At 63.6% G+C, this 20,594-nt stretch carries 20 protein-coding genes; 7 read left to right on the forward strand and 13 right to left on the reverse strand.

What is annotated here, in order from left to right:
- Positions 1–21 precede the first annotated feature (21 nt).
- From LOY45_RS02730 to cbiE, 7 genes are all read right to left on the reverse strand, one after another.
- Positions 22–492: a copper chaperone PCu(A)C gene (locus LOY45_RS02730; RefSeq protein WP_115089001.1), complete on the reverse strand. Its 471-nt coding sequence runs from the start codon at positions 490–492 to the stop codon at positions 22–24.
- Positions 493–539: 47 nt separating this feature from the next.
- Entirely contained in the window at positions 540–932 is a 393-nt protein-coding gene (locus tag LOY45_RS02735) for a DUF2946 domain-containing protein (protein ID WP_115088999.1), read from the reverse strand.
- Between the two features lie 96 nt (positions 933–1,028).
- A complete protein-coding gene (locus LOY45_RS02740; RefSeq protein ID WP_254284004.1) occupies positions 1,029–1,886 on the reverse strand; it encodes an SPFH domain-containing protein in 858 nt (285 codons plus the stop codon).
- Between the two features lie 25 nt (positions 1,887–1,911).
- Positions 1,912–2,349, reverse strand: coding sequence for an NfeD family protein (locus LOY45_RS02745; protein ID WP_010221667.1), 438 nt, complete (start codon positions 2,347–2,349; stop codon positions 1,912–1,914).
- A 512-nt stretch (positions 2,350–2,861) separates the two neighbouring features.
- Positions 2,862–3,575, reverse strand: a complete 714-nt coding sequence (locus LOY45_RS02750) for a cobalt-precorrin-6A reductase (protein ID WP_258578711.1) — start codon at positions 3,573–3,575, stop codon at positions 2,862–2,864.
- Positions 3,572–4,669 (reverse strand): cobalt-precorrin-5B (C(1))-methyltransferase, encoded by a 1,098-nt coding sequence (locus tag LOY45_RS02755; RefSeq protein ID WP_115088991.1) that lies wholly within the window; start codon positions 4,667–4,669, stop codon positions 3,572–3,574. Before LOY45_RS02755 ends, LOY45_RS02750 begins: the two co-directional genes overlap by 4 nt.
- Positions 4,662–5,873, reverse strand: coding sequence for a precorrin-6y C5,15-methyltransferase (decarboxylating) subunit CbiE (gene cbiE / locus LOY45_RS02760; protein ID WP_233673520.1), 1,212 nt, complete (start codon positions 5,871–5,873; stop codon positions 4,662–4,664). The genes LOY45_RS02755 and cbiE overlap by 8 nt, the downstream gene beginning before the upstream one ends.
- A gap of 116 nt (positions 5,874–5,989) precedes the next feature.
- On the opposite strand from cbiE, the gene cobG reads away from it, so the two are divergent.
- The 7 genes from cobG (at position 5,990) to LOY45_RS02795 (ending at position 12,521) form a co-directional block, all read left to right on the forward strand.
- Entirely contained in the window at positions 5,990–7,324 is a 1,335-nt protein-coding gene (gene cobG / locus LOY45_RS02765; protein WP_258578712.1) for a precorrin-3B synthase, read from the forward strand.
- The gene (locus LOY45_RS02770) at positions 7,317–7,943 is read left to right on the forward strand and encodes a precorrin-8X methylmutase (protein WP_134064467.1); all 627 of its coding nucleotides are present in this window, start codon (positions 7,317–7,319) and stop codon (positions 7,941–7,943) included. The genes cobG and LOY45_RS02770 overlap by 8 nt, the downstream gene beginning before the upstream one ends.
- Entirely contained in the window at positions 7,940–8,674 is a 735-nt protein-coding gene (locus tag LOY45_RS02775) for a precorrin-2 C(20)-methyltransferase (protein ID WP_374045236.1), read from the forward strand. The genes LOY45_RS02770 and LOY45_RS02775 overlap by 4 nt, the downstream gene beginning before the upstream one ends.
- Positions 8,674–10,374, forward strand: coding sequence for a precorrin-3B C(17)-methyltransferase (gene cobJ / locus LOY45_RS02780; protein WP_115088984.1), 1,701 nt, complete (start codon positions 8,674–8,676; stop codon positions 10,372–10,374). Before LOY45_RS02775 ends, cobJ begins: the two co-directional genes overlap by 1 nt.
- A gap of 103 nt (positions 10,375–10,477) precedes the next feature.
- Entirely contained in the window at positions 10,478–11,167 is a 690-nt protein-coding gene (locus LOY45_RS02785; protein WP_115088982.1) for a hypothetical protein, read from the forward strand.
- A gap of 54 nt (positions 11,168–11,221) precedes the next feature.
- Positions 11,222–11,905, forward strand: coding sequence for a hypothetical protein (locus LOY45_RS02790; RefSeq protein ID WP_258578713.1), 684 nt, complete (start codon positions 11,222–11,224; stop codon positions 11,903–11,905).
- Positions 11,898–12,521, forward strand: a complete 624-nt coding sequence (locus LOY45_RS02795) for a hypothetical protein (RefSeq protein ID WP_258578714.1) — start codon at positions 11,898–11,900, stop codon at positions 12,519–12,521. The genes LOY45_RS02790 and LOY45_RS02795 overlap by 8 nt, the downstream gene beginning before the upstream one ends.
- Here LOY45_RS02795 and LOY45_RS02800 read toward each other — a convergent pair.
- The 6 genes from LOY45_RS02800 to dusB all read right to left on the reverse strand — a co-directional run bounded on the left by LOY45_RS02800 (position 12,518) and on the right by dusB (position 20,551).
- Positions 12,518–13,114, reverse strand: a complete 597-nt coding sequence (locus LOY45_RS02800) for a MarC family protein (protein ID WP_115088976.1) — start codon at positions 13,112–13,114, stop codon at positions 12,518–12,520. The genes LOY45_RS02795 and LOY45_RS02800 overlap by 4 nt on opposite strands.
- A gap of 45 nt (positions 13,115–13,159) precedes the next feature.
- Positions 13,160–15,931 (reverse strand): hybrid sensor histidine kinase/response regulator, encoded by a 2,772-nt coding sequence (locus LOY45_RS02805; RefSeq protein ID WP_115088974.1) that lies wholly within the window; start codon positions 15,929–15,931, stop codon positions 13,160–13,162.
- 135 nt (positions 15,932–16,066) lie between these two features.
- Positions 16,067–17,362, reverse strand: coding sequence for a phosphoribosylamine--glycine ligase (gene purD, locus LOY45_RS02810; protein ID WP_115088973.1), 1,296 nt, complete (start codon positions 17,360–17,362; stop codon positions 16,067–16,069).
- A 168-nt stretch (positions 17,363–17,530) separates the two neighbouring features.
- Positions 17,531–19,138, reverse strand: a complete 1,608-nt coding sequence (gene purH / locus LOY45_RS02815) for a bifunctional phosphoribosylaminoimidazolecarboxamide formyltransferase/IMP cyclohydrolase (protein ID WP_258578715.1) — start codon at positions 19,136–19,138, stop codon at positions 17,531–17,533.
- A gap of 82 nt (positions 19,139–19,220) precedes the next feature.
- A complete protein-coding gene (gene fis / locus LOY45_RS02820) occupies positions 19,221–19,541 on the reverse strand; it encodes a DNA-binding transcriptional regulator Fis (RefSeq protein ID WP_003186237.1) in 321 nt (106 codons plus the stop codon).
- Positions 19,538–20,551 carry a tRNA dihydrouridine synthase DusB gene (gene dusB, locus LOY45_RS02825; protein WP_134064461.1) on the reverse strand — a complete coding sequence of 338 codons (1,014 nt, stop codon included), beginning with the start codon at positions 20,549–20,551 and terminating at the stop codon, positions 19,538–19,540. Before dusB ends, fis begins: the two co-directional genes overlap by 4 nt.
- Between the last annotated feature and the right edge of the window lie 43 nt (positions 20,552–20,594).

A 20,594-nucleotide genomic window follows, 5' to 3' on the forward strand; every position in this document is an offset into this window, starting at 1 on the left:
CCGGGCAGCTTTCTTCAGCACTCAGTGGCTGTGGGCGGCTTCCTCGGGTGCATTTTTTTGCACCGCGACCTCGACGGTGATGTCACCGGCGTTCTTGAAGTGCAGGGTCAGCGGGAAGCGCTTGCCGTCAGCCAGCAGGCTGCGGTCCTTGGGCTGCATCAGCATCACATGGTAGGCGCCGGGGGCGAACTTCAGCTCACCGTCCGCTGGTACTTCGACACTTTGGACCTGCTGCATTTTCATCAGGCCATCTTTGTGCACATGCTCGTGCAACTGGGCGTCGTCGCTGATCGGGCTGTCGACGCTGAGCAGGGTGTCGGCAGTCTTGCCGTTGTTATGCACGACGAAATAGGCCGCGACGTTGGGCGCGTTCGGTGGCAGTTCCTGCGACCACGGGTGCGCGATGTGCAGCTCGCCGACGGTGTATTCATGGGCAGTGGCAAAGGTCGCCGGCAGCATCAGCGCGGCCAGCAGCAGGGCGTTCTTGAACATGGTGATTCTCCAGTCGAGTCAGGTTCGCAGCAGTTAGCGTAGTGAACTCAGACCAGAGGGGAGGCGCGGGGGTTGAGGGCCGGCCACTGTTGGCGTGGCGTGGGTTGATAGGCCGTCAGCAGCGGTTCGAGCCCGATCGACAGGGCCAGCGGTTTGCTCAGCTGCGGGGTATGCCCGGGAAGCGCCAGCAATGGCGCAGCACCAGAGCAGCACCAGCAGTGCTGCATGTTGGAGTGATCATCGCCTTGCTGGCCGAGGTCGATCTTGCCCAGGGCGATGATTTCAGCCTTGGCCTTGCCGCCGACACTCGAACAGAAGGCGCCCCACAGCAGTTGTTCGGCCGGCCCCTTGGGAGCTGCGGACGCCAACGGCATGGCCAGCAGATTGAACAGCACTGCGAAGCAGGCGATCCAGGCGATGGCGGGCCGATATGGGGACATGGAAAGATCCGGTCAGGAATCAGAGGTGGCTATTGTAGCGCCCAGTATAGGAAAAATTACCGGGGGTGCGGTGAAGTGCCGCACTCCCGGTTCGCATCAGGCCTGCTTGTTGCGGCCCATCAGCCCGCGCACGGTTTCCTGGAGGTCGGCGGGCAGCACCACGACCTTGGCGTTGTCGCTGCTGGCAAGGCTCTCCATGGCGCCGATATAGCGCTCGCCAAGCAGGTACATGGCCGGGGTGATCTCGGTACCGACCGCGTCCTTGACCAGGGTGATCGAACGCGCCGAGGCTTCGGCGAGGTTGATCTGCGCCTCGGCGTCGAGCTTGGCTGCCTGCTGGCGCGCTTCGGCTTCGAGGATGGCCGCCTGCTTGGCGCCTTCGGCACGGGTCACGTCGGCTTTACGCTCGCGTTCGGCGGCAGCCTGGCGCTCCATGGCGGCCTGCATGTTCTGCGACGGCTTGATGTCCTGGATCTCTACCGAGCGCACGGTCACGCCCCAGTCTTCGGTCTGCTCGGACATGGCTTCGCGCAGGCGCGCCTTGATCTGTTCGCGGCTCGACAGCGCTTCGTCCAGGTCCATGGCGCCGACGATGGCGCGCAGCGAGGTCATGGTCAGGCTGGTCACTGCGAAGGAGAAGTCCTGCACACCGTAGGCGGCCTTCTGCGGGTCGACGACCTTGGCGAAGCACAGGGCGTTGGCGACGATCACTGCATTGTCGCGGGTGATGATTTCCTGCTGCTGCACGTCGAGGATGATGTCCTTGGTCGGCAGGCGGTAGGCAACCACGTCCATGTACGGGATCAGCAGGTTCAGGCCCGGCTTGAGGGTGCTGTGGTAGCGGCCCAGGCGCTCGACGATCCACTCCTCGCCCTGGGGCACGATGCGCACGCCCTTGAACAGGGTGAGGAGGGCGAATGCGGCGATCGTGCCGACGACGATAAGGCTGGTCATGAGTCAAAGCTTCCTTTTTTGCTGATCAGGCCCGGGTAACCCGGGCGGTATTGCCTTCGATGGCGGTGATGCGCACGCGTTCGCCCGAGGGAATCTCGGCATCGGCAACGCAGATCCACTCCTCGTTGCCCAGGATGGGTTTCTGGAAGCGTACGCGGCCTTTCTGGAATTCAGAGACCGTGGCGGTGAGCAGGCCGACCTCGCCGATCACGCTGTCGGCGGTCCAGCGGGTGTCTGGCTGCTTCTTGCGAAACACCTTGAACCACAACAGCGTGGTGATGGATGAGAACACCACCCACAGCAGCATTTGCATGTCGAGCTGCAGGCTCGGCGCCAGAAAGGCGATGAACGAAACCAGCACGGCGCCGATGCCGAACCAGAGGATGAAGAAGGTTGGCAGGACCAGTTCGAGCACTACAAGGCCGAAACCGAATACCAGCCAGATCCACCATTGCATTTCCATATGGGTGAAGTCTTCCGGGGGGAGGAGGGGCGTAGTGTAAGGCAGAGGGGTAGCAATGGGCTATGCGGGGTGGTTTCTTGGTTGGACCTAGGTTGCTCTCTATCCTCCATGAAATCTGGACTGGTAGATGGTATGTCGAACCAACGACCCCAAGACAGTTTGGAGGAGGGCCCTGCCGGTGGCCTGCTTGTATCACAGATATTACGGGAGCCAGGGGGAATAGATGAGATGTTTGAATATGACATGCAATCATCCTCTTGATAGTGAGAGGCGGCATTTTGGCTGGCTAGACGCCACCTAGAATATTGGATGGGGCTATTGATCCAAGTGAGAAACATCTTTGTTGGTTGTAGGCTTTAATCGTTAGTCAGCCGTGCTCGTATTGACATGCCTCCGTTTCCTGTGGGGGCTGGCTTGCCAGCGCTGAGGCCAGGCTAGGCGATGATTGCGACCGCTCTGCGGTCGATCGCTGGCAAGTCCAGCTCCCACAGGTTGTGGTGTAAACAAATCCATCAAGGCAAGTCTGCCAGCAGCTTTGAAGGACTGAAGAATTCCCTGTCGACTTGCGGCAGCACTGGTCGCTTGAGGATCAACACCGGCACTCGCCGTTGCCTGGCGATTTCAAGTTTGGGCTCGGTCGCCCCGCTGCCGCTGTTCTTGCTGATCAGCACATCGATATGCCGGCGCTCGAACAGCGCGCGTTCGTCTTCCAGGTGAAACGGCCCGCGGGCGCCGATCACTTCGCAGCGCTCATTGCCTGGGCAGGCCTCAAGGGCGCGCAAGGTCCAGAACTGATGGGCGGGAATCTCGTGCAGATGCTGCAGCGGCTCACGGCCGAGGGTAAACAGCGGGCGTTGGAACGGGCGCAGCGCGTCGATCAGCTCGGCCCAGTCGGCCACCTCGCGCCAGTCATCCCCAGCCTGGGCTTGCCAGGCCGGGCGGCGCAAAGCCCAGCACGGCACGCCGGTGAGCTGCGCGGCGCGGGCGGCATTGGCGCTGATCTGCGCGGCATAGGGGTGGGTGGCGTCGATCAGCAGTTCGATGTTTTGCGCGCGCAGGTAAGCGGCCAGACCCTCGGCGCCACCAAACCCTCCCACCCGTACCTGGCAGTCCAGGTCAGTGGGCACCCGGCCGATCCCGGCCAGGCTGTAGACGTGCTGCGGGCCCAGGGTGCGGGCAATGGCCAGCGCCTCGGTAACGCCGCCGAGCAACAGGATGCGCTTCATGCAAAGCCCCCCGCATGGCCAACGATGCCACCCTGGCGATCAATGGCAAACACCTCCACCTGCACCTGCGCCGGCACGACGCTGCGGGCAAAGGCCAGGGCGTGGGCGCAGACGGCATCGCCCAGGGCAATCCCGGCGGCGCTGGCCAGGGCCAGGGCCTGCTGGCTGGTGTTGGCCTGGCGAATCGAGTCTTGCAAGGCGTCATCGGCACCAATGGCCGCGGCCCATTCGGCCAATTGCGGCAGGTCGATGCTCGAATGACGGCTGTGCAGGTCCATGTGTCCGGCGGCCAGCTTGCTGATCTTGCCGAAGCCGCCGCACAGGCTGAGTTTATCCACAGGCACCTTGCGCAGGTGCTTGAGCACCGCGCCGACAAAATCGCCCATTTCGATCAAGGCGATTTCCGGCAGGTTGTAGACCCGGCGCATGGTGTCTTCGCTGGCGTTGCCGGTGCAGGCGGCGATGTGCTGGTAGCCGTTGGTCTTCGCCACGTCGATGCCCTGGTGGATCGAGGCGATGTAGGCCGAGCAGGAAAACGGCCGGACGATGCCGCTGGTGCCGAGGATCGACAGGCCGCCAAGAATGCCCAGGCGCGGGTTCATGGTTTTCAGCGCCAGGCTTTCACCGTCCTGGACGTTCACCGTGACCTCGAAACCGCCGCCGTAGGCGTGTTCGGCAGCCAGGCGCTGCAGGTGCTCGGTCATCATCCGCCGTGGTACCGGGTTGATTGCCGGCTCGCCGACCGCCAGTACCAGCCCGGGGCGGGTCACCGTACCGACACCCTTGCCGGCAACGAAGCGCACGCCGGGCTCTGCCTGCAAGCGCACCTGGCTGTAGAGCAGGGCGCCGTGGGTAACGTCCGGGTCATCGCCGGCATCCTTGAGGGTGCCGGCCTCGGCGCCATTCTCCAGCAGGCGGCAGAACTCCAGACGCATCTGCACCACCTTGCCCTTGGGCAGGGTGATGTGCACGGCGTCATCGCCTTGGCCCGCAAGCAGCAGGCGGGCCGCTGCGAGGCTGGTGGCGGTGGCGCAACTGCCGGTGGTCAGACCGCTGCGCAGCGGGGCGGGTTGTTCCCGGGTTTCGTCACGCATCGACAGGCTTGACCGCTTCTAGCAGGGTGATCGGCAGGGCCTGGCGCCAGGTGTCGAACTCGCCCAGGGGCTGCGCCTGGGCGATATGGATACGGCTCAGCTCGCCGCCATGCTGCTCGCGCCAGTTGACCAGGGCCAGCTCGCTTTGCAGGGTCACGGCATTGGCCACCAGGCGCCCACCCGGGCGCAGTTGCTCCCAGCAATGCTGCAGCACGCCTTCGCGGGTTACGCCGCCGCCGATGAAGATCGCATCAGGGCGCTCCAGGCCCTGCAGGGCCATCGGCGCACGGCCGCGGATCAACTGCAGGCCAGGCACGCCGAGGGCATCGCGGTTGTGTTCGATCAACTGCTGGCGGCCCTCATCGGACTCGATGGCCAGCGCCCGGCAACTGGGGTGGGCACGCATCCACTCGATGCCGATCGAGCCGCTGCCGGCGCCGACATCCCAGAGCAGTTCACCCGGTCGCGGCGCCAGGCGCGCCAGGGTAATGGCACGCACATCGCGCTTGGTCAGCTGGCCGTCGTGCTTGAAGGCGCTGTCCGGCAGACCGGCCAGGGGCGACAGGCGTGGCGCATCGGGCGCGGCCAGGCACTCGATGGCGATCAGGTTCAAGTCGGCAATCTGCGTGTGCGGCCAGTGCTCGGCAGTGCCCTCGAGACGACGTTCGGCGCTGCCGCCAAGGTGCTCGAAGACCTGCAGCCGGCTCGGCCCGAAGCCGCGTTCATGTAGCAATGCGGCGATGGCTGCCGGGCTGTAGCCATCGTTGCTCAGCACCAACAGGCGCACGCCGCTGTACAGATGGGCGTTCAACGCAGCGATTGGCCGGGCCACCACAGAAAGCGTCAGCACCTCCTGCAACGGCCAGCCCAGGCGGGCGGCGGCCAGGGCACAAGAGGAGGGCATCGGCAGCACGCTCATCTCACTGACATCGAGCTGCCGGGCCAGGCTGGCCCCCACGCCATAGAACATCGGGTCGCCGCTGGCCAGTACGCACACCGCTTCGCCACGCAGGGCCAGTACCGGCGCCAGGGAAAAAGGGCTGGGCCAGAGCAGGCGTTCGCCAGTGATGCAATGCGGTAGCAGATCCAGCTGGCGCTGGCCGCCAAACACCCGTGAGGCGCCCAGTAGCGCGCGCCGGGCATGCTTGCCCAGGCCACTGAAACCGTCTTCACCGATACCTACTACTGTCAGCCAGGGCGACATGGATTTCCTCAATTCAACGCAATCCGACCGGCAGGCTTTTCATGCCTTCGGACAAAGCAGGCATAATACCGCGCCTTCTACACTGAAGTGCCTTTTCACGATTGCCGGGTGACCTTTTGAACCAGCCTGTATCGGCCCACCAGCCCCAAGCTTCGCTGCGTCCCTCGGCCTGTCCGGGGTTGTGGCGCATCGTCCAGGCGCTGGACGGCGGCATCTGCCGGATCAAGCTGGCAGGCGGTGCGCTGACGGCTGATCAGGCCGATGCCGTTGCCACTGCGGCCGAGCGCTATGCGGGGGGTGAAATAGAAGTCACCAACCGCGGCAACCTGCAGATTCGCGGCATTGCTGGCGAGCATGGCGCTCTGATCGAAGGGCTGCTGGCGGCGGGCCTGGGCCCGCGTGATGCGGCCGGCGATGATGTGCGTAACCTGATGCTCAGCCCCGTGGCCGGCCTTGATCCGCAGTTGCTGTTCGACACCCGGCCCTTGGCGCAGCAACTGCTGCAGTCGCTGGAAACCACTCCGCGTTTTCATCAGTTGTCGGCCAAGTTCGCCGTGCAACTGGATGGCGGTGAAGCCCTGGCGATGCTCGAACATCCCCATGACTTATGGCTCAGCCCCCTGAACCTGGACGGCGAACTGTGGCTGGCATTCGGCCTGGCCGGGTGCCCGGCCAAGGATGCGCCGTTGGGCGCTGTGCCCCTGACGCGGGGGCATGAGCTGGTGCTGGCGGTGCTCAATCGTTTTCTCGACCTGGCCCGGCCAGAACAGACGCGGATGCGCCAGTTGCTGAGCGAGCATGCGCCAGAGGTGTTTATCGCCGGGTTGGGCTTGCCGATCCGGGCTGACGCAGCGGTCTGTCAATGGCGCCGCTCGCTGACCGCGGCCAGCTATCTGGGCATTTATCCCCAGCTGCAAACCAGCCTGAGCGCTGTCGGTGCCGCAGCGCCGCTGGGCCGCCTGAACCCTTCGATGCTGCGCGGCGCGGCCCGGCTTGCACGTGAACAGGGCGACGGCACCCTGCGCATGACACCCTGGCAAAGCCTGTTGCTGCCCGCTATTGCCCAGCGCCATGCCGAGCGGGTCAGCGAGGGTCTGGCCCAACTGGGGCTGCTGGTCTCTGCGAGTGAGCAACTGTCCCGTCTGGTCGCCTGCACCGGTTCCGCCGGCTGTGCCAAGGGCCAGGCCGAAACCAAGGGCGATGCCCGCCTGCTGGCGACCCTGCTGGCCCCCGGTGCCCCGGCCAGCGTGCACCTGAGTGGCTGCCCGCGCTCTTGCGCCATGGCCCACGTGGCCCCGGCGACCTTGCTGGCGCAGAGCCCCGGCCACTACGACTTGTATCTGCGTGACGATGCCCAGCCAGGCTTCGGCCAGCTGCACGCACGCAACCTCACACTAAAAGAAGCCGGCGCATTGCTAGACGCCTGCTCACGGAGCACCCTTGATGATTGATTACATCCGCGATGGTCAGGAGATCTATCGCAATTCCTTCGCGATCATTCGAGAGGAAGCCCGGCTCGATCGCATCCCGGCCGATCTGGAAAAACTCGCGGTCCGCGTGATTCACGCCTGCGGCATGGTCGATGCGATCGATGGCCTGCAGTTTTCCGCGGGCGCCGGCAAGGCCGGGCGCGATGCCCTGGCCGCTGGGGCGCCGATTCTCTGCGATGCGCGGATGGTCTCCGAGGGTATTACCCGCGCACGCCTGCCGGCCAACAACCCGGTGATCTGCACCTTGCGCGACGAGCAGGTGCCGGAGCTTGCCCGCGAACTGGGCAACACCCGCTCGGCGGTGGCCCTGGAGTTGTGGCGGCCGCACCTGGAAGGCAGTGTGGTGGTCATCGGCAACGCGCCGACGGCACTGTTCTACCTGCTGGAAATGCTCGACGCCGGCGCGCCTAAACCCGCGTTGATCCTCGGCTTCCCGGTGGGCTTTGTCGGCGCTGCGGAGTCCAAGGCGATGCTCGCCGCCGACAGTCGTGGCGTGCCGTTCGTGATCATGCAGGGGCGCCTGGGCGGTAGCGCCATGGCCGCAGCGGCGGTCAATGCCCTGGCCACGGAGGTCGAATGATGCAGGCTCGTGGACGTTTGCTGGGCCTGGGCGTCGGCCCTGGCGACCCGGAACTGATCACCGTCAAGGCGCTGCGCCTGCTGCGCGAATCGCCGGTGGTGGCCTACTTCGTCGCCAAGGGCAAGCGTGGCAACGCCTTTGGCATCATCGAGAGCCATTTGCAGGAGGCCCAGACCTTGCTGCCCCTGGTGTACCCGGTGACCACCGAAGTGCTGCCGGCGCCGTTGTCCTATGAACAGGTCATCAGCGACTTTTACGATGCCGCCAGCCTTGAGGTTGCCGCGCACCTGGATGCCGGCCGCGATGTGGCGGTTATCTGCGAAGGTGATCCGTTCTTCTACGGCTCCTACATGTACCTGCACGACCGCCTCGCCGAGCGCTACGAAGCGCAGGTGATCCCGGGTGTCTGCTCGATGCTCGGCGGTGCCTCGGTGCTCGGTGCGCCGCTGGTCTACCGCAACCAGAGCCTGTCGGTGCTCTCCGGCGTGCTGCCCCACGATGAACTCAAGCGCCGCCTGGCCGATGCCGATGCCGCGGTGATCATGAAGCTTGGACGCAACTTCCCCAAGGTCCGCGATGTGTTGGCCGAACTCGGCCTGGCCGAGCGCGCGCTGTACGTGGAACGGGCGACCATGGCCAACCAGAAGATCGTGGCGCTGGATGAGGTCGACCCGCAGTCGTCACCGTACTTCTCGCTGATCATCGTTCCCGGTGAAAGGTGGCAAGGCTGATGATCCGTAAAGCCCCGGCCATCGTCATTCTTGGCAAAGGCAGCCTGGCCACTGCCCGCAAGATCCAGCAGCTGTACCCGGACGCACTGATCCATGGCCTTGAAGGCCGGGTCGAAGGCGCCGACCGCAGTTACCAGGAGTTTGGCGCGACCTTGCGCCAGCTCTACCAGCAAGACACGCCGATCATCGCGCTGTGCGCTGCCGGCATCGTCATCCGCACCCTGGCCGGCCTGTTGCTGGAGAAGGGTGCCGAGCCGCCGGTACTGGCGGTGGCCGAGGATGGCAGCGCCGTGGTACCGCTGCTCGGTGGCCTGGGCGGGGTCAATGTCATGGCCCGGGAAATCGCGGCCGGCCTGGGTGTGGCGGCGGCGATTACCACCAGCGGCGAGCTGCGCTTTGGTACCTGCCTGCTCAACCCGCCCAGCGGCTATGCCCTGGCGGACCTGGAACTGGGCAAGCGCTTCGTTTCCGACCTGCTGGCCGGTGAAAGCGTGCGCATCGACGGCGCCGCGCCCTGGCTGGAACAGGCGCAGTTGCCACAGAGCGAGCAGGCGCAGCTGGCGATTCATGTCGGTTGTGATGCCCGTGAAGCCTCGGCCAATGAGCTGGTGATCTATCCGCGTTGTGTGATGGTTGCGGTCAGTGAAGTGCCGCCGGAACTGGCCCAGGCTATTCGTGATGCGCTGCAGGCTGCACGGATTGCCGAGCCGGCGCTGGCCTGCCTGCTGGCAGCAGACGAGCACATGGCCAACCCGGCCCTGCACGCTGCTGCGGCCGAGCTGGGCGTGGCCCTGCGCTTTGCTCCGGGCGCCGGTGATGCCAGTGCCCTGGCCGCTCTGGTAATGCCGCAATTGCTGCCACCGCAGGCGGTGACCGATGGCCTGGCCATCGTGGTCGCGAACCAGCCGATCGATCCGCAACAGATCGGCCGCGCCCGTGGTCGTCTGGCAGTGATCGGCCTCGGGCCTGGCGCTGCCGACCTGATGGTGCCTGCGGTCAAGGCCGAGCTGGCACGGGCCAACGATGTGCTCGGCTATGAAACCTATGTGCGCATGGCCGGGCCGTTCCGTGCCGACCAGGTGCTGCACTGCACCGACAACCGCGAAGAGATGCAACGTGCCCGGCATGCCTTCGAGCTGGCGGCGCAAGGGCGTTCGGTGGTGGTGGTGTCCTCGGGCGATCCAGGTGTGTTCGCCATGGCCGCGGCAGTGCTCGAAGCGCTGCACGAGTCGAGCGATCCGCACTGGCACGCGGTGGAGCTGGAAATGCTGCCCGGCGTTTCGGCCTCCCTGGCGACCGCGGCGCAGGCGGGCGCACCCTTGGGCCATGACTTCTGCGTGCTGTCGCTGTCGGACAACCTCAAGCCCTGGTCGATCATCGAGAAACGCCTGGACCTGGCCTGCCAGGCCGACCTGGCATTGGCCTTCTACAATCCGATCTCGCGCTCGCGTCCCTGGCAGCTTGGTCGGGCCCTGGAGATTGTTCGCCAGCACCGCGCCGCGCCGACCCCTGTAGTCCTTGGCCGCGACATCGGTAGGCCGGGGCAGACGCTGAGGGTGGTCACGCTCGGCGAGCTGCAACCGGACATGGTCGATATGCGTACCATGGTGCTGGTCGGCTCCTCGACTACCTGCGAGTTTGCCCGCGCCGACGGTGGGCAGTGGGTCTATACCCCACGCTGGTATCCGGCGCAGGATTGAATCTGTAGTGGAAGGCTTTCGGTCCTGATTGAAACGGCCATCTCGAATAGCGTGAAAACCCCTGTCGATAGCGACCGGGGCTTCATGAAAAGGACTATTCGAGATGAACGACACCACCGAAATTCTGAGCACCAATACCGCTGCAGTTCTGGAACAATCGCTGATGGCATTTGGTGCCGGCATGTCAGTGCAAAGCCGCACCGACGTGAAAAACTCTTACCAGTTCGCATCCCTGGTGGCCAGCAAGCTGTATGACCAGGAAGGCCAGGGTGAAGCCTGGTTCAAGCAGTTTCTTAAAGTTCTGCAGGACTGTGGCTGGGTCACCGCACGTCGTAGCTATGAGCGCGAATTTACTTCCTCCAAGACGCTGACTGTCGGCGCCGTCGCCTCCAAGGCGCTGGGCGCGATAGGCACTGCGGTGATGGGCGGTCCCGTCGGTGTGGCGCTGAACAAGCTGACTAACGATGCGCTGGCGAAGCTGGGGCAGGTTGAGCAGGCGCAGAAGCTGTTTGATCGCAACGTCAAAAACAAAAAAACCGCCACCATCGGTCTGGCCTCCTGTATCGAAACCTCCGACGGTGAAGTGGTCCTGGCCATGAGCTGCATACATTCGGACACCTCTGCCAAGGACCTGGATGTCTTCGTTCTGGAATGGAACAGCAGTTCCGCCGAGTTCTATACCGGCGCTGCGGCGCTGTCGTTCAACAAGCCGGTGTACGAGCGGGTGCGCGCCACTATCGAGAGCAAACTGGGCGACCGCAGCCTCGGCAACGTGCTCGACTACGAGATCTGACCGCCCGGGGTGGCTCGCTCGCCGGGCCATCCTGGCATTTCAGGAGCAAGGATCATGGAAACGGACGACTACTCGGTATGGACGGCTGGCGGCACCCTGCTGCTGATTGCCGCCGGGGTAACGCCTGCCCAGCGCCAGGCAGTACTCGATTCGCTGTTGTACTGCCAGTTGCGGGCCAACAAGGTTGTGGGCTCGCGTTTTCTGGACTATCCACCGTGGTATGGGCGATACCGCAAGGAGCTTTCCGAGCGTGGCTGGATCATTACCCAGTTCTTCCACGATACGCAGTCTGCCGGTGCATGTTCATTGCTCGCACCCATCCAGCCTTTACGGCTGTGGCTGGACAGCCAGTTCCCCTCGGCGGACAACGTCATCGAGCAGGGTCTGGTCAGGCTGAACCGGGCACAGAGCAGCCTGGACGGCTTTCGCGGTTTCACCTTCGAAGGCAGTCAGTGCGGTACGCGGCTTGCGTTTGAGATTGGACTGGTCCACCCGGGGCCGGTGATCAACCTGTGCAGTATCGCCTTGCACACCAGCGAAGCTGTAGAGCGGGTGAATTTCGAGGGACCGTTGCTGGCAAGGGCGTTGCAGGGGGAGGTTGTGGTCAAGGGGCTGTCGGCGCAACTGGACGTTGAACGCTTCGAGCTCCAGCGTGCCCAGTTGCGAACCTTGATCGAGCACAAGCAACAGGAGCGAGGCGACTTGTTGCACAGAGTGCCAGGAGATGCTCATGAATAAGCCACAGGCAACAGTGGTGGGCGCCGGCCTGATGTCGTTCATGCCCGGCCTGACTCCTGCGCAACGCAGCTCGGTGAAGCTTGCAGTATTGCAAGCCGAACGGGAAACCCGCTTTGTCCATGAACAGGGCCAGGTGCAGAACTGGTACAGCTACTACAAGAACAAACTGAAGTTCTATGGCTGGGACGCGGTGCCGCCTAGCGAGGTCCATTGGCCGGGCAACGAACGCTCGGATATTGTCGATAGCGCGCTAAAGGCCATCTCGGCCGTCGCCGGCAGCCAGTATGCAAGTTCGACGGAGTTGGCCATGCGGGGGCTCAAGCAGGACGCCAGGGCCTTGGTACAGTTTGAGCGGCGTACGCGTGAGCAGGGCGTGTTTCAGTTGTTGCCGTGTGCGCCGGGCCGAAATGGCGCGGTGGACATGGTGCTGTATTACGAAGAGCTTGAGCAATCGCAAGTCGCCGCCGGCTTTCTGTTTCGTAAACGCAGACACCAGCAGGTCAGGGTCGAGCTGGTGCGCTTTAACACCCGTCTGTTCGATCAACAGTTCAGAAGCAAGGTGGAGCGGAGCCTGGAGACTATCGCCCTGCGGGAAATCCTTGAACTGGAACTCTAGGGCACCAGGTAGCCCTTGATCCCGGTAAAGATGATCTGCGCCGCCAGGGCGCAGACGAACAAGCCCATCAAGCGACTAACGATCTGCAAACCCTGATCCCCGAGAATCCGCTCGATACGGTTCGACAGGTACAGCACCAGGCCAACCGTGAAGCTGGCCAGGGCGATACTGACGATGGCCAGCAGTTTGTCGTCCCAGTGTGGCTGGCCAACACCCATCACCAGCAGCGCACCGATGGTGCCGGGGCCGACGGTCAGGGGGATGGTCAGCGGCACGATGGTCACGTCCTGCTGCACGTTGTCGGTCTGCACCGCCGATTTTCCCTGGGCCATGCCCAGCGCGGAAATGAACAGCACGCTACCGGCGCCGATGCGAAAAGCATCCACCGTAATTCCGAATATGCCGAAGATCGCCCTCCCGAACAGGTACAGCAATACGCTGGCAACCAGCACGGCGATTGCGACGCGCCACGCCAGTTGCTTGCGCTCCTTGCTGGAGTAGCCGCGAGTCAGGCTGATAAAGCAGGAGAGCACGAAGAACGGGCTGTAGAGCACGAGCATTTTCAGGTAGACGCTGAATAACTCATGAAGCATGGTCGAGGCTCGCGGCAAGGGTGACGAGAGGGAAGTGTATGCGAATTACGGGGTCGGAATCTGACTTGATTCGGCTTCGCGGCGCGCCACCCAATGTTCGATCAGTTCACGCAGTTGCGACAGCTCTACCGGTTTGGACATGTGCCCGTCCATGCCCGCCAGGCGCGCGCGCTCCTTGTGCTCGGCGAGGATGTGCGCGGTCAGGGCTACCACAGGCGTGCGCCGGCGCTGGTTGCTGACTTCCCAGATGCGCAACTGCTGGGTGGCGGAAAAACCGTCGAGCACCGGCATTTCACAGTCCATCAACACCAGGTCGTAATGGTTGGCCTTCATCGCCTGCAAGGCCTCCTCGCCGTTGCTGGCGGTGTCTGGCTCCAGGCTCAACTTGCCGAGCATGCCGCGGATCACCTTGGTCGAGATGTTGTTGTCTTCGGCCACCAGGATGCGGAAATCGCTGGGCAGGTTCAATGGCGCTGACAGGCTGGCCTGCATCGGTATGCTCGGCTGGCCCTTGCTGCGCTGGGCCAGCTCTTCGGCCAGGGTGGTCTTGAGGGTGTAGCCGGCCACCGGTTTGGCCAGGATACGCTTGACCCCGGCATTGCGGGCGATGACCTTGCTCGGCGCATTACTGATGCCGGTGAGCATCACCAGCAGGATGTCGTGGTTGAGGCTCGGGTCTTCCTTGATTTTCGCCGCCAGCTGCATGCCGGTCATGCCGGGCATGTTCTGATCGAGCAGCACCGCATCGAAGTAGTCGCGCAGGTGCGCCTTGGTGCGCAGCAGGGCCAGGGCTTCCTTGCCCGAAGGCACGGCGCTGACGTTCATGCCCCAGGCGCTGCACTGCTGTACCAGAACCTTGCGGCAGGTGTCGTTGTCGTCGACCACCAGCACCCGGGCGCCGCGCAGCGGGCCGTCGAGGTCGGCGGGCGGTTGTTCGAGACGCAATGGGTCGAGCGGCAGGGTCATCCACAGGGTGTTGCCCATGCTGTGGCTGGTCTTGATGCCGAACTCGCCCTGCATCAGGGTGATCAGCTGCTTGGCGATCACCAGCCCCAGGTGGCCGCCAAGCTTGTTGCTGGAAAGGAAATGCTTGCTGTGCAGTTCTGCCTGCAGCAGCGCTTCGCGCTCACCCGGCGGGATCGGTTCGCCGCTGTCCTGCACGGCAATGCGCAGGCGCGGGCTGTCACCGCGTTGATCGAGGGCGACCACCAGCAGGATCTCGCCCTGGTCGGTTTTCTTCAGGGCGTTTTCCAGCAGGCTCAGCAAGGCCTGGCGCAGGCGTGTCGGGTCGCCACTGATGACCCGCGGCACCTGCGGCTGGGTGAAGCTGATCAGTTCGATGTTCTGTTGTTCGGCCTTGGCCCGGAAGATACTCAGGCAATCTTCGATCAAGGCATTGAGGTCGAACTGCACGTCATCCAGTTCGATCTGCCCGGATTCGAGCTTGGAGATGTCGAGGATCTCGTTGATCAGGGTCAGCAGCTCGTTGCCGGCGCTGTGGATGGTTTGCACGTAATCACGTTGCTTGACCGACAACGGGGTGCCGAGCAGCAGCTCGGTCATGCCCAGTACGCCGTTCATGGGCGTGCGGATCTCGTGGCTGATCTTGGCCAGGAACTCGGCCTTGGCATTGATCTCGGCGTTGCTGGCGGCCAGCTCGCGGCTGGCGCTGAAGCGTTCTTCACTGATGCGCCGCAAACGCTCGCTGACCGCGAGGTTGAGCAACAGGCCACTGACGCTGGTCAGCCCAAGGAGTATGAACAACAGCCATTGGGTTGGCGTGCGGGTCAGGCCAAGCAGGGCCGGCAACACCACCAGGCAGCCGATATTGAACACCAGCATGGCCACGGCGAACAGCCGCGCCGGGGCGTAGCCCTTGTACCAGTGGTAGCTGGACACCAGCAGCATGGTCAGGCTGCCCAAGGCCATCAGCGCGTAGGTCATCAGGTTCAGCGGCAGGGTATCGACGAACAACAGCAGCAGGCCGCAGAGCGCGACCACAAGCATTTCCACCTGCAGCAGGCGGCTCAGGCGCGGTTGTTCGCAGGGCGTGAAGAAGCGCAGGGTGAAGGTCAGGCCGGCCAGCGATGCCAACAGGGCGGTGAGGTAGGCCGCTGGTGTTTGCGCCGAATGCCAGAGGCTCCACCAGGGGCCGCTGAGGTTGAGCAAAATCAGCGCGCTGAGCAGCATCAGCGCATGGTAGACCGCCAGGGCCAGGCTGGTGCTGGAGCGTGAATAGGCGAAGCGGATCAGGTTGTGCAGCATCAGCATCAGCAGGCAGCCGAACAACAGGCCGAAGAACAGCGGCTGGCGCTGGTCGGCGGCGGCCTGGGCGGCAGGCTCGAGGCTGATGGCCGGACGCAGCTGGTGCTCTGACACCAGGCGCAGGTAGACGTCCAGCGGTTGCGCGCTGTTGGGCAGGGCCAGGACATGGTCGCTGCTGCGCAGGTAAGGGTCACCGCTGTCGTTCTGGCGACCGTTGTGGATCTGCTTGATCAGTCGATCGCCGTTGAGGGCGTAAAGGTCCAGGCGCGACAGGTCGGGGGCGAAGACCCGCAGCAGTTTTTCCTGCTGTCCGGGCTCCAGCCGGTAGTGCAGCCACAACGCCTGGTCGGGCGTGGCAGCGTTGAGTTCGTTGAGTTCGAGGGGGCTGAACTGGTTGCGGTAGCGTTCGGAACGTACATCGCTCAATTGCAGGCTGGCCTGATCGTCAAGCAATACCGCCCATCCACTGCCTTGTTCGGCCGCAGCCGGGAACAGGCAGAGCAGGGTCAGCAAGCTGACGGTGAGACCAATGGCAATCCTGAGCCAACGCAAGACGAAATCCCTTCTTAGCCAAATGCCGGATGGTAACTATGCGCGGCGCGCCAAGCCGAAGGCAAGGCCCATGGCGGGCCCTGTCGACGAGCCGGGGGCAGGACGCTTGCCACGTCGCTGCCTCCAGGCACCTGTTTACTGCTGGTGTTCACCGCGTTCGCGGGCAATGGCGCGGTAGCCGATGTCCTTGCGGTAGAAGCTGCCGTCCCAGTTGATCTCGGCAGCCAGGCGGTAAGCTTGTTGCTGCGCGGACTCGACGCTGTTGCCCAGGGCGGTGGCGCAGAGCACGCGGCCGCCAGTGGCAACCACCTGGCCATCCTTGAGCGCGGTGCCGGCGTGGAAGACTTTGCCTTCGAGCTTCGCGGCAGCGTCCAGGCCATTGATCGCAGCACCCTTGCTGTAGTCGCCCGGGTAGCCACCGGCAGCCAGGACTACACCCAGGCTCGGGCGCGGGTCCCACTGTGCTTCGACCTTGTCCAGGGCCTTGGCGAAGGCGGCTTCGATCAGCAGCACCAGGCTCGATTCCAGGCGTAGCATGACCGGCTGGGTTTCCGGGTCGCCGAAGCGGCAGTTGAACTCGATGACTTTCGGGTTGCCGGCTTTGTCGATCATCAGGCCGGCATAGAGGAAGCCGGTGTAGACGTTGCCTTCCTCGGCCATGCCGCGCACGGTTGGCCAGATCACCAGGTCCATCACGCGCTGGTGCACGTCGGCGGTGACCACTGGCGCTGGCGAGTAGGCGCCCATGCCGCCGGTGTTCGGGCCGGTGTCGCCGTCGCCGACACGTTTGTGGTCCTGGCTGGTGGCCATTGGCAGCACGTTGTGGCCGTCGACCATGACGATGAAGCTGGCTTCCTCGCCGTCGAGGAACTCTTCGATCACCACGCGCGAACCGGCGTCACCAAAGGCGTTGCCGGCGAGCATGTCGCGTACGGCATCTTCGGCTTCGGTCAGGGTCATGGCGACGATCACGCCTTTACCGGCGGCCAGGCCGTCGGCCTTGATCACGATCGGCGCGCCTTTTTCACGCAGATAAGCCAGCGCTGGCTCGATCTCGGTGAAGTTCTGGTAGTCGGCGGTCGGGATCTTGTGGCGCGCCAGGAAGTCCTTGGTGAAAGCCTTGGAGCCTTCCAGCTGGGCTGCGCCCTTGGTTGGGCCAAAGCAGTCCAGGCCACGGCTGCGGAACAGGTCGACGACACCGGCAACCAGCGGGCCTTCAGGGCCGACGATGGTCAGGGCGACATTCTTCTCGGCGAAATCGGCCAGTTGCTCCAGGGCGCTGACGTCGATGTCGACGTTCTCGCACTTGGCTTCGGTGGCGGTGCCGGCGTTGCCCGGGGCAACGAAGACTTTCTCGACCCGAGGGTCCTGAGCGACTTTCCAGGCCAGGGCGTGTTCACGACCGCCGCTACCGATAATCAAAATTTTCATGAAGGCTCCTTCGGAGAAGCTGCAAGCTGCAAGCTACAAGAAAAAGCAGCCAGTGCTGCCCTTTGCGTAGCTTGCAACTCTGAAATTTAAGGGGCTGCAACTGCAAGAGGATGCGACTCGATGCGCTTTTTCTTGCAGCTTGCAGCTTGGAGCTTGTCGCTGCTTCACTCAGTGCCGGAAGTGACGCATGCCGGTGAAGACCATGGCGATGCCGGCTTCGTCAGCGGCTGCGATGACTTCGGCATCGCGCATCGAGCCACCCGGCTGGATTACCGCAGTGATGCCCACTTTGGCAGCGTTGTCGATGCCATCACGGAACGGGAAGAACGCATCCGATGCCATGACCGCGCCCTGCACCTGCAGGCCAGCGTGCTCGGCTTTGATTGCCGCGATACGGGCGGAGTTGACGCGGCTCATCTGGCCGGCGCCGACACCGATGGTCTGGCGGTTTTTGGCGTAGACGATGGCGTTGGACTTGACGTACTTGGCCACTTTCCAGGCGAAGATCAGGTCGTGGATCTCTTGCTCGGTCGGCGCGCGCTTGGTGACCACTTTCAGGTCGCCCGCGGTGATCATGCCGATGTCGCGGCTCTGCACCAGCAGGCCACCAGTGACGCGCTTGAAGTCCCAGGCAGCGGCACGTTCAGCCGACCACTCGCCGCAGGCCAGCAGGCGTACGTTGGCCTTGGCAGCCACTACGGCGCGAGCTTCGTCGCTGACGCTCGGGGCGATGATCACTTCGACGAACTGGCGCTCGACGATGGCCTTGGCGGTTTCAGCGTCCAGCTCGCGGTTGAAGGCGATGATGCCGCCGAAGGCCGACTCGGTGTCGGTGGCATAGGCCAGTTCGTAGGCCTGGCGGATACCGCCTTCGGCGTCCGGGCTGACGGCCACGCCGCACGGGTTGGCGTGCTTGACGATGACGCAGGCCGGCTTGACGAAGCTCTTCACGCATTCCAGCGCGGCGTCGGTATCGGCCACGTTGTTGTACGAAAGCTCTTTGCCCTGCAGCTGTACGGCGGTGGCGATGCCGGCTTCGGCAGGCTTGGCCTCGACATAGAACGCCGCGCTCTGGTGCGGGTTCTCGCCGTAGCGCATTTCCTGGGCCTTGACGAACTGGCTGTTGAAGGTGCGCGGGAACTCACTGCGACCGGAGGTCGAAAGGCTCTCGGCAGCCTGGTTCACGGTGCCCATGTAGTTGGCGATCATGCCGTCGTAGGCGGCGGTGTGCTCGAACGCCTTGAGCATCAGGTCGAAGCGCTGGGCGTAGGTCAGGCCGCCGGCCTTGAGGTTTTCCAGAACCTGGCTGTAGTCGCTGGCGTTGACCACGATGGCGACGTCTTTGTGGTTCTTGGCCGCCGAGCGGACCATGGTCGGGCCGCCGATGTCGATGTTCTCGATAGCGGTCGGCAGGTCACAGCCAGGCTTGGAGATGGTGGCTTCGAACGGGTACAGGTTGACCGCGACCAGATCGATCGGCTTGATCCCGTGTTCGGCCATGATGGCGTCATCGGTACCGCGACGGCCGAGGATGCCGCCGTGGATTTTCGGGTGCAGGGTCTTGACCCGGCCGTCCATCATTTCAGCGAAGCCGGTGTAATCGGCAACTTCCACCGCGGCAACGCCATTGTCCTGGAGCAACTTGAAGGTGCCGCCGGTGGACAGGATCTCGACGCCGAGCTGTTGCAGCTCACGGGCGAATTCAAGGATCCCGGTCTTGTCGGAGACGCTGATCAAGGCGCGGCGGATCGGCAGGCGGGTAGTCTGGTCGGTCATTTCAGATTCCATAACGCGGTGGAGTCAGCAAAAAAGGCGACCTCATCGAATGGGAGCCGCCTTTTCTGGTTTGGATGCTTGCTTACAATAAATCGTACTGCTTGAGTTTCTTGCGCAAGGTGCCGCGGTTGAGCCCGAGCAGCTCGCTGGCCTTGGTCTGGTTACCCTTGACGTAGTTCATTACGCTTTCGAGCAACGGCGCTTCGACTTCCGAGAGCACCAGGTTGTACACGTCCGTGACGGCCGCGCCCTCAAGATGGGCGAAATAGTTGTGCAGCGCCTTTTCCACACTGCCGCGAAGGGTCTGACCCTCTTCGCTCGGCGTATTCAGGTGCTGTTTCAGGTTGACGTTGTCGCTCACGGGCGTTGTTCCACTCACTAAAGTCTCGGTCATCATCGTCATGCGGCCACCCCTTGTCCGTCCTCTGTCTCAAGGCTCTGTTCACGTTCGCTGAAGAAGCTGCGAACGTTGGCGCACTGCGCTTGCGTGTCTTCCAAACGGTTGAACTGGGCGCGAAACTCCTTGGCGCCCGGTAGCGTTGCCAGGTACCAACCAACGTGCTTGCGGGCGATACGTACGCCCATCACATCGCCGTAGAAGGCGTGCAACGCGGTCAGGTGCTCCAGCAGAATTCGTTCCACTTCGTCCAGCTGCGGCGCCGGCAGTTTTTCGCCGGTGCGCAGGTAATGCTCGATCTCGCGAAAGATCCATGGCCGCCCCTGGGCAGCCCGGCCAATCAGCAGACCGTCGGCCCCGGTGGCATCCAGCACCGCCCGGGCCTTTTCTGGCGAAGTGATATCGCCATTGGCAAAAACCGGGATCGACACCGCCTGCTTGATCGCCGCGATGGTGTCGTATTCGGCTTCACCGGTGTAGAGGTCGGCGCGTGTGCGTCCATGTACCGCCAGTGCCTGGATCCCGGCCTGCTCGGCGATCCTCGCCACAGTCAGGCCGTTCTTGTTGGCCCTGTCCCAGCCGGTACGGATCTTCAGCGTGACCGGCACGTCCACGGCGGCAACCACCGCGTGGAGGATTTCGCTGACCAGGGCTTCATCTTTCAATAAAGCAGAGCCTGCGGCCTTGTTGCAGACTTTTTTTGCCGGGCAGCCCATGTTGATGTCGATGATCTGTGCGCCGGCCTCGACATTGGCCCGGGCCGCTGCTGCGAGCATCTGCGCGTCACCACCGGCGATCTGTACCGAGCGTGGCTCGGGATCACCTTCGTGAATCATGCGCAGGCGCGACTTGCGGCTGTTCCACAGGCTCATGTCGCTGCTGACCATCTCCGACACCACCAGGCCTGCACCCATTCGCCGGCACAACTGACGAAAGGGCTGGTCCGTGACCCCGGCCATCGGCGCGAGGATCAGGGCGTTCTGCAGTGTGTATGGGCCGATGCGTACCGCCGACATAGGAGTTCCCTGTTGTGGGGCCGGATCATTAGAGTTCGAAAAA

It is taken from the genome of Pseudomonas wadenswilerensis (genome assembly GCF_024749185.1).
Lineage (GTDB): Bacteria > Pseudomonadota > Gammaproteobacteria > Pseudomonadales > Pseudomonadaceae > Aquipseudomonas > Aquipseudomonas wadenswilerensis.

Excerpts from the sequence above, each read along its gene's own strand:
- LOY45_RS02730 (WP_115089001.1), bottom strand. The coding sequence starts at position 492 with ATGTTCAAGAACGCCCTGCTGCTGGCCGCGCTGATGCTGCCGGCGACC.
- LOY45_RS02735 (WP_115088999.1), bottom strand. The coding sequence starts at position 932 with ATGTCCCCATATCGGCCCGCCATCGCCTGGATCGCCTGCTTCGCAGTG.
- LOY45_RS02740 (WP_254284004.1), bottom strand. The coding sequence starts at position 1,886 with ATGACCAGCCTTATCGTCGTCGGCACGATCGCCGCATTCGCCCTCCTC.
- LOY45_RS02745 (WP_010221667.1), bottom strand. The coding sequence starts at position 2,349 with ATGGAAATGCAATGGTGGATCTGGCTGGTATTCGGTTTCGGCCTTGTA.
- LOY45_RS02750 (WP_258578711.1), bottom strand. The coding sequence starts at position 3,575 with ATGAAGCGCATCCTGTTGCTCGGCGGCGTTACCGAGGCGCTGGCCATT.
- LOY45_RS02755 (WP_115088991.1), bottom strand. The coding sequence starts at position 4,669 with ATGCGTGACGAAACCCGGGAACAACCCGCCCCGCTGCGCAGCGGTCTG.
- cbiE (WP_233673520.1), bottom strand. The coding sequence starts at position 5,873 with ATGTCGCCCTGGCTGACAGTAGTAGGTATCGGTGAAGACGGTTTCAGT.
- LOY45_RS02770 (WP_134064467.1), top strand. The coding sequence starts at position 7,317 with ATGATTGATTACATCCGCGATGGTCAGGAGATCTATCGCAATTCCTTC.
- LOY45_RS02775 (WP_374045236.1), top strand. The coding sequence starts at position 7,940 with ATGATGCAGGCTCGTGGACGTTTGCTGGGCCTGGGCGTCGGCCCTGGC.
- cobJ (WP_115088984.1), top strand. The coding sequence starts at position 8,674 with ATGATCCGTAAAGCCCCGGCCATCGTCATTCTTGGCAAAGGCAGCCTG.
- LOY45_RS02785 (WP_115088982.1), top strand. The coding sequence starts at position 10,478 with ATGAACGACACCACCGAAATTCTGAGCACCAATACCGCTGCAGTTCTG.
- LOY45_RS02790 (WP_258578713.1), top strand. The coding sequence starts at position 11,222 with ATGGAAACGGACGACTACTCGGTATGGACGGCTGGCGGCACCCTGCTG.
- LOY45_RS02795 (WP_258578714.1), top strand. The coding sequence starts at position 11,898 with ATGAATAAGCCACAGGCAACAGTGGTGGGCGCCGGCCTGATGTCGTTC.
- LOY45_RS02800 (WP_115088976.1), bottom strand. The coding sequence starts at position 13,114 with ATGCTTCATGAGTTATTCAGCGTCTACCTGAAAATGCTCGTGCTCTAC.
- purD (WP_115088973.1), bottom strand. The coding sequence starts at position 17,362 with ATGAAAATTTTGATTATCGGTAGCGGCGGTCGTGAACACGCCCTGGCC.
- purH (WP_258578715.1), bottom strand. The coding sequence starts at position 19,138 with ATGACCGACCAGACTACCCGCCTGCCGATCCGCCGCGCCTTGATCAGC.
- fis (WP_003186237.1), bottom strand. The coding sequence starts at position 19,541 with ATGACGATGATGACCGAGACTTTAGTGAGTGGAACAACGCCCGTGAGC.
- dusB (WP_134064461.1), bottom strand. The coding sequence starts at position 20,551 with ATGTCGGCGGTACGCATCGGCCCATACACACTGCAGAACGCCCTGATC.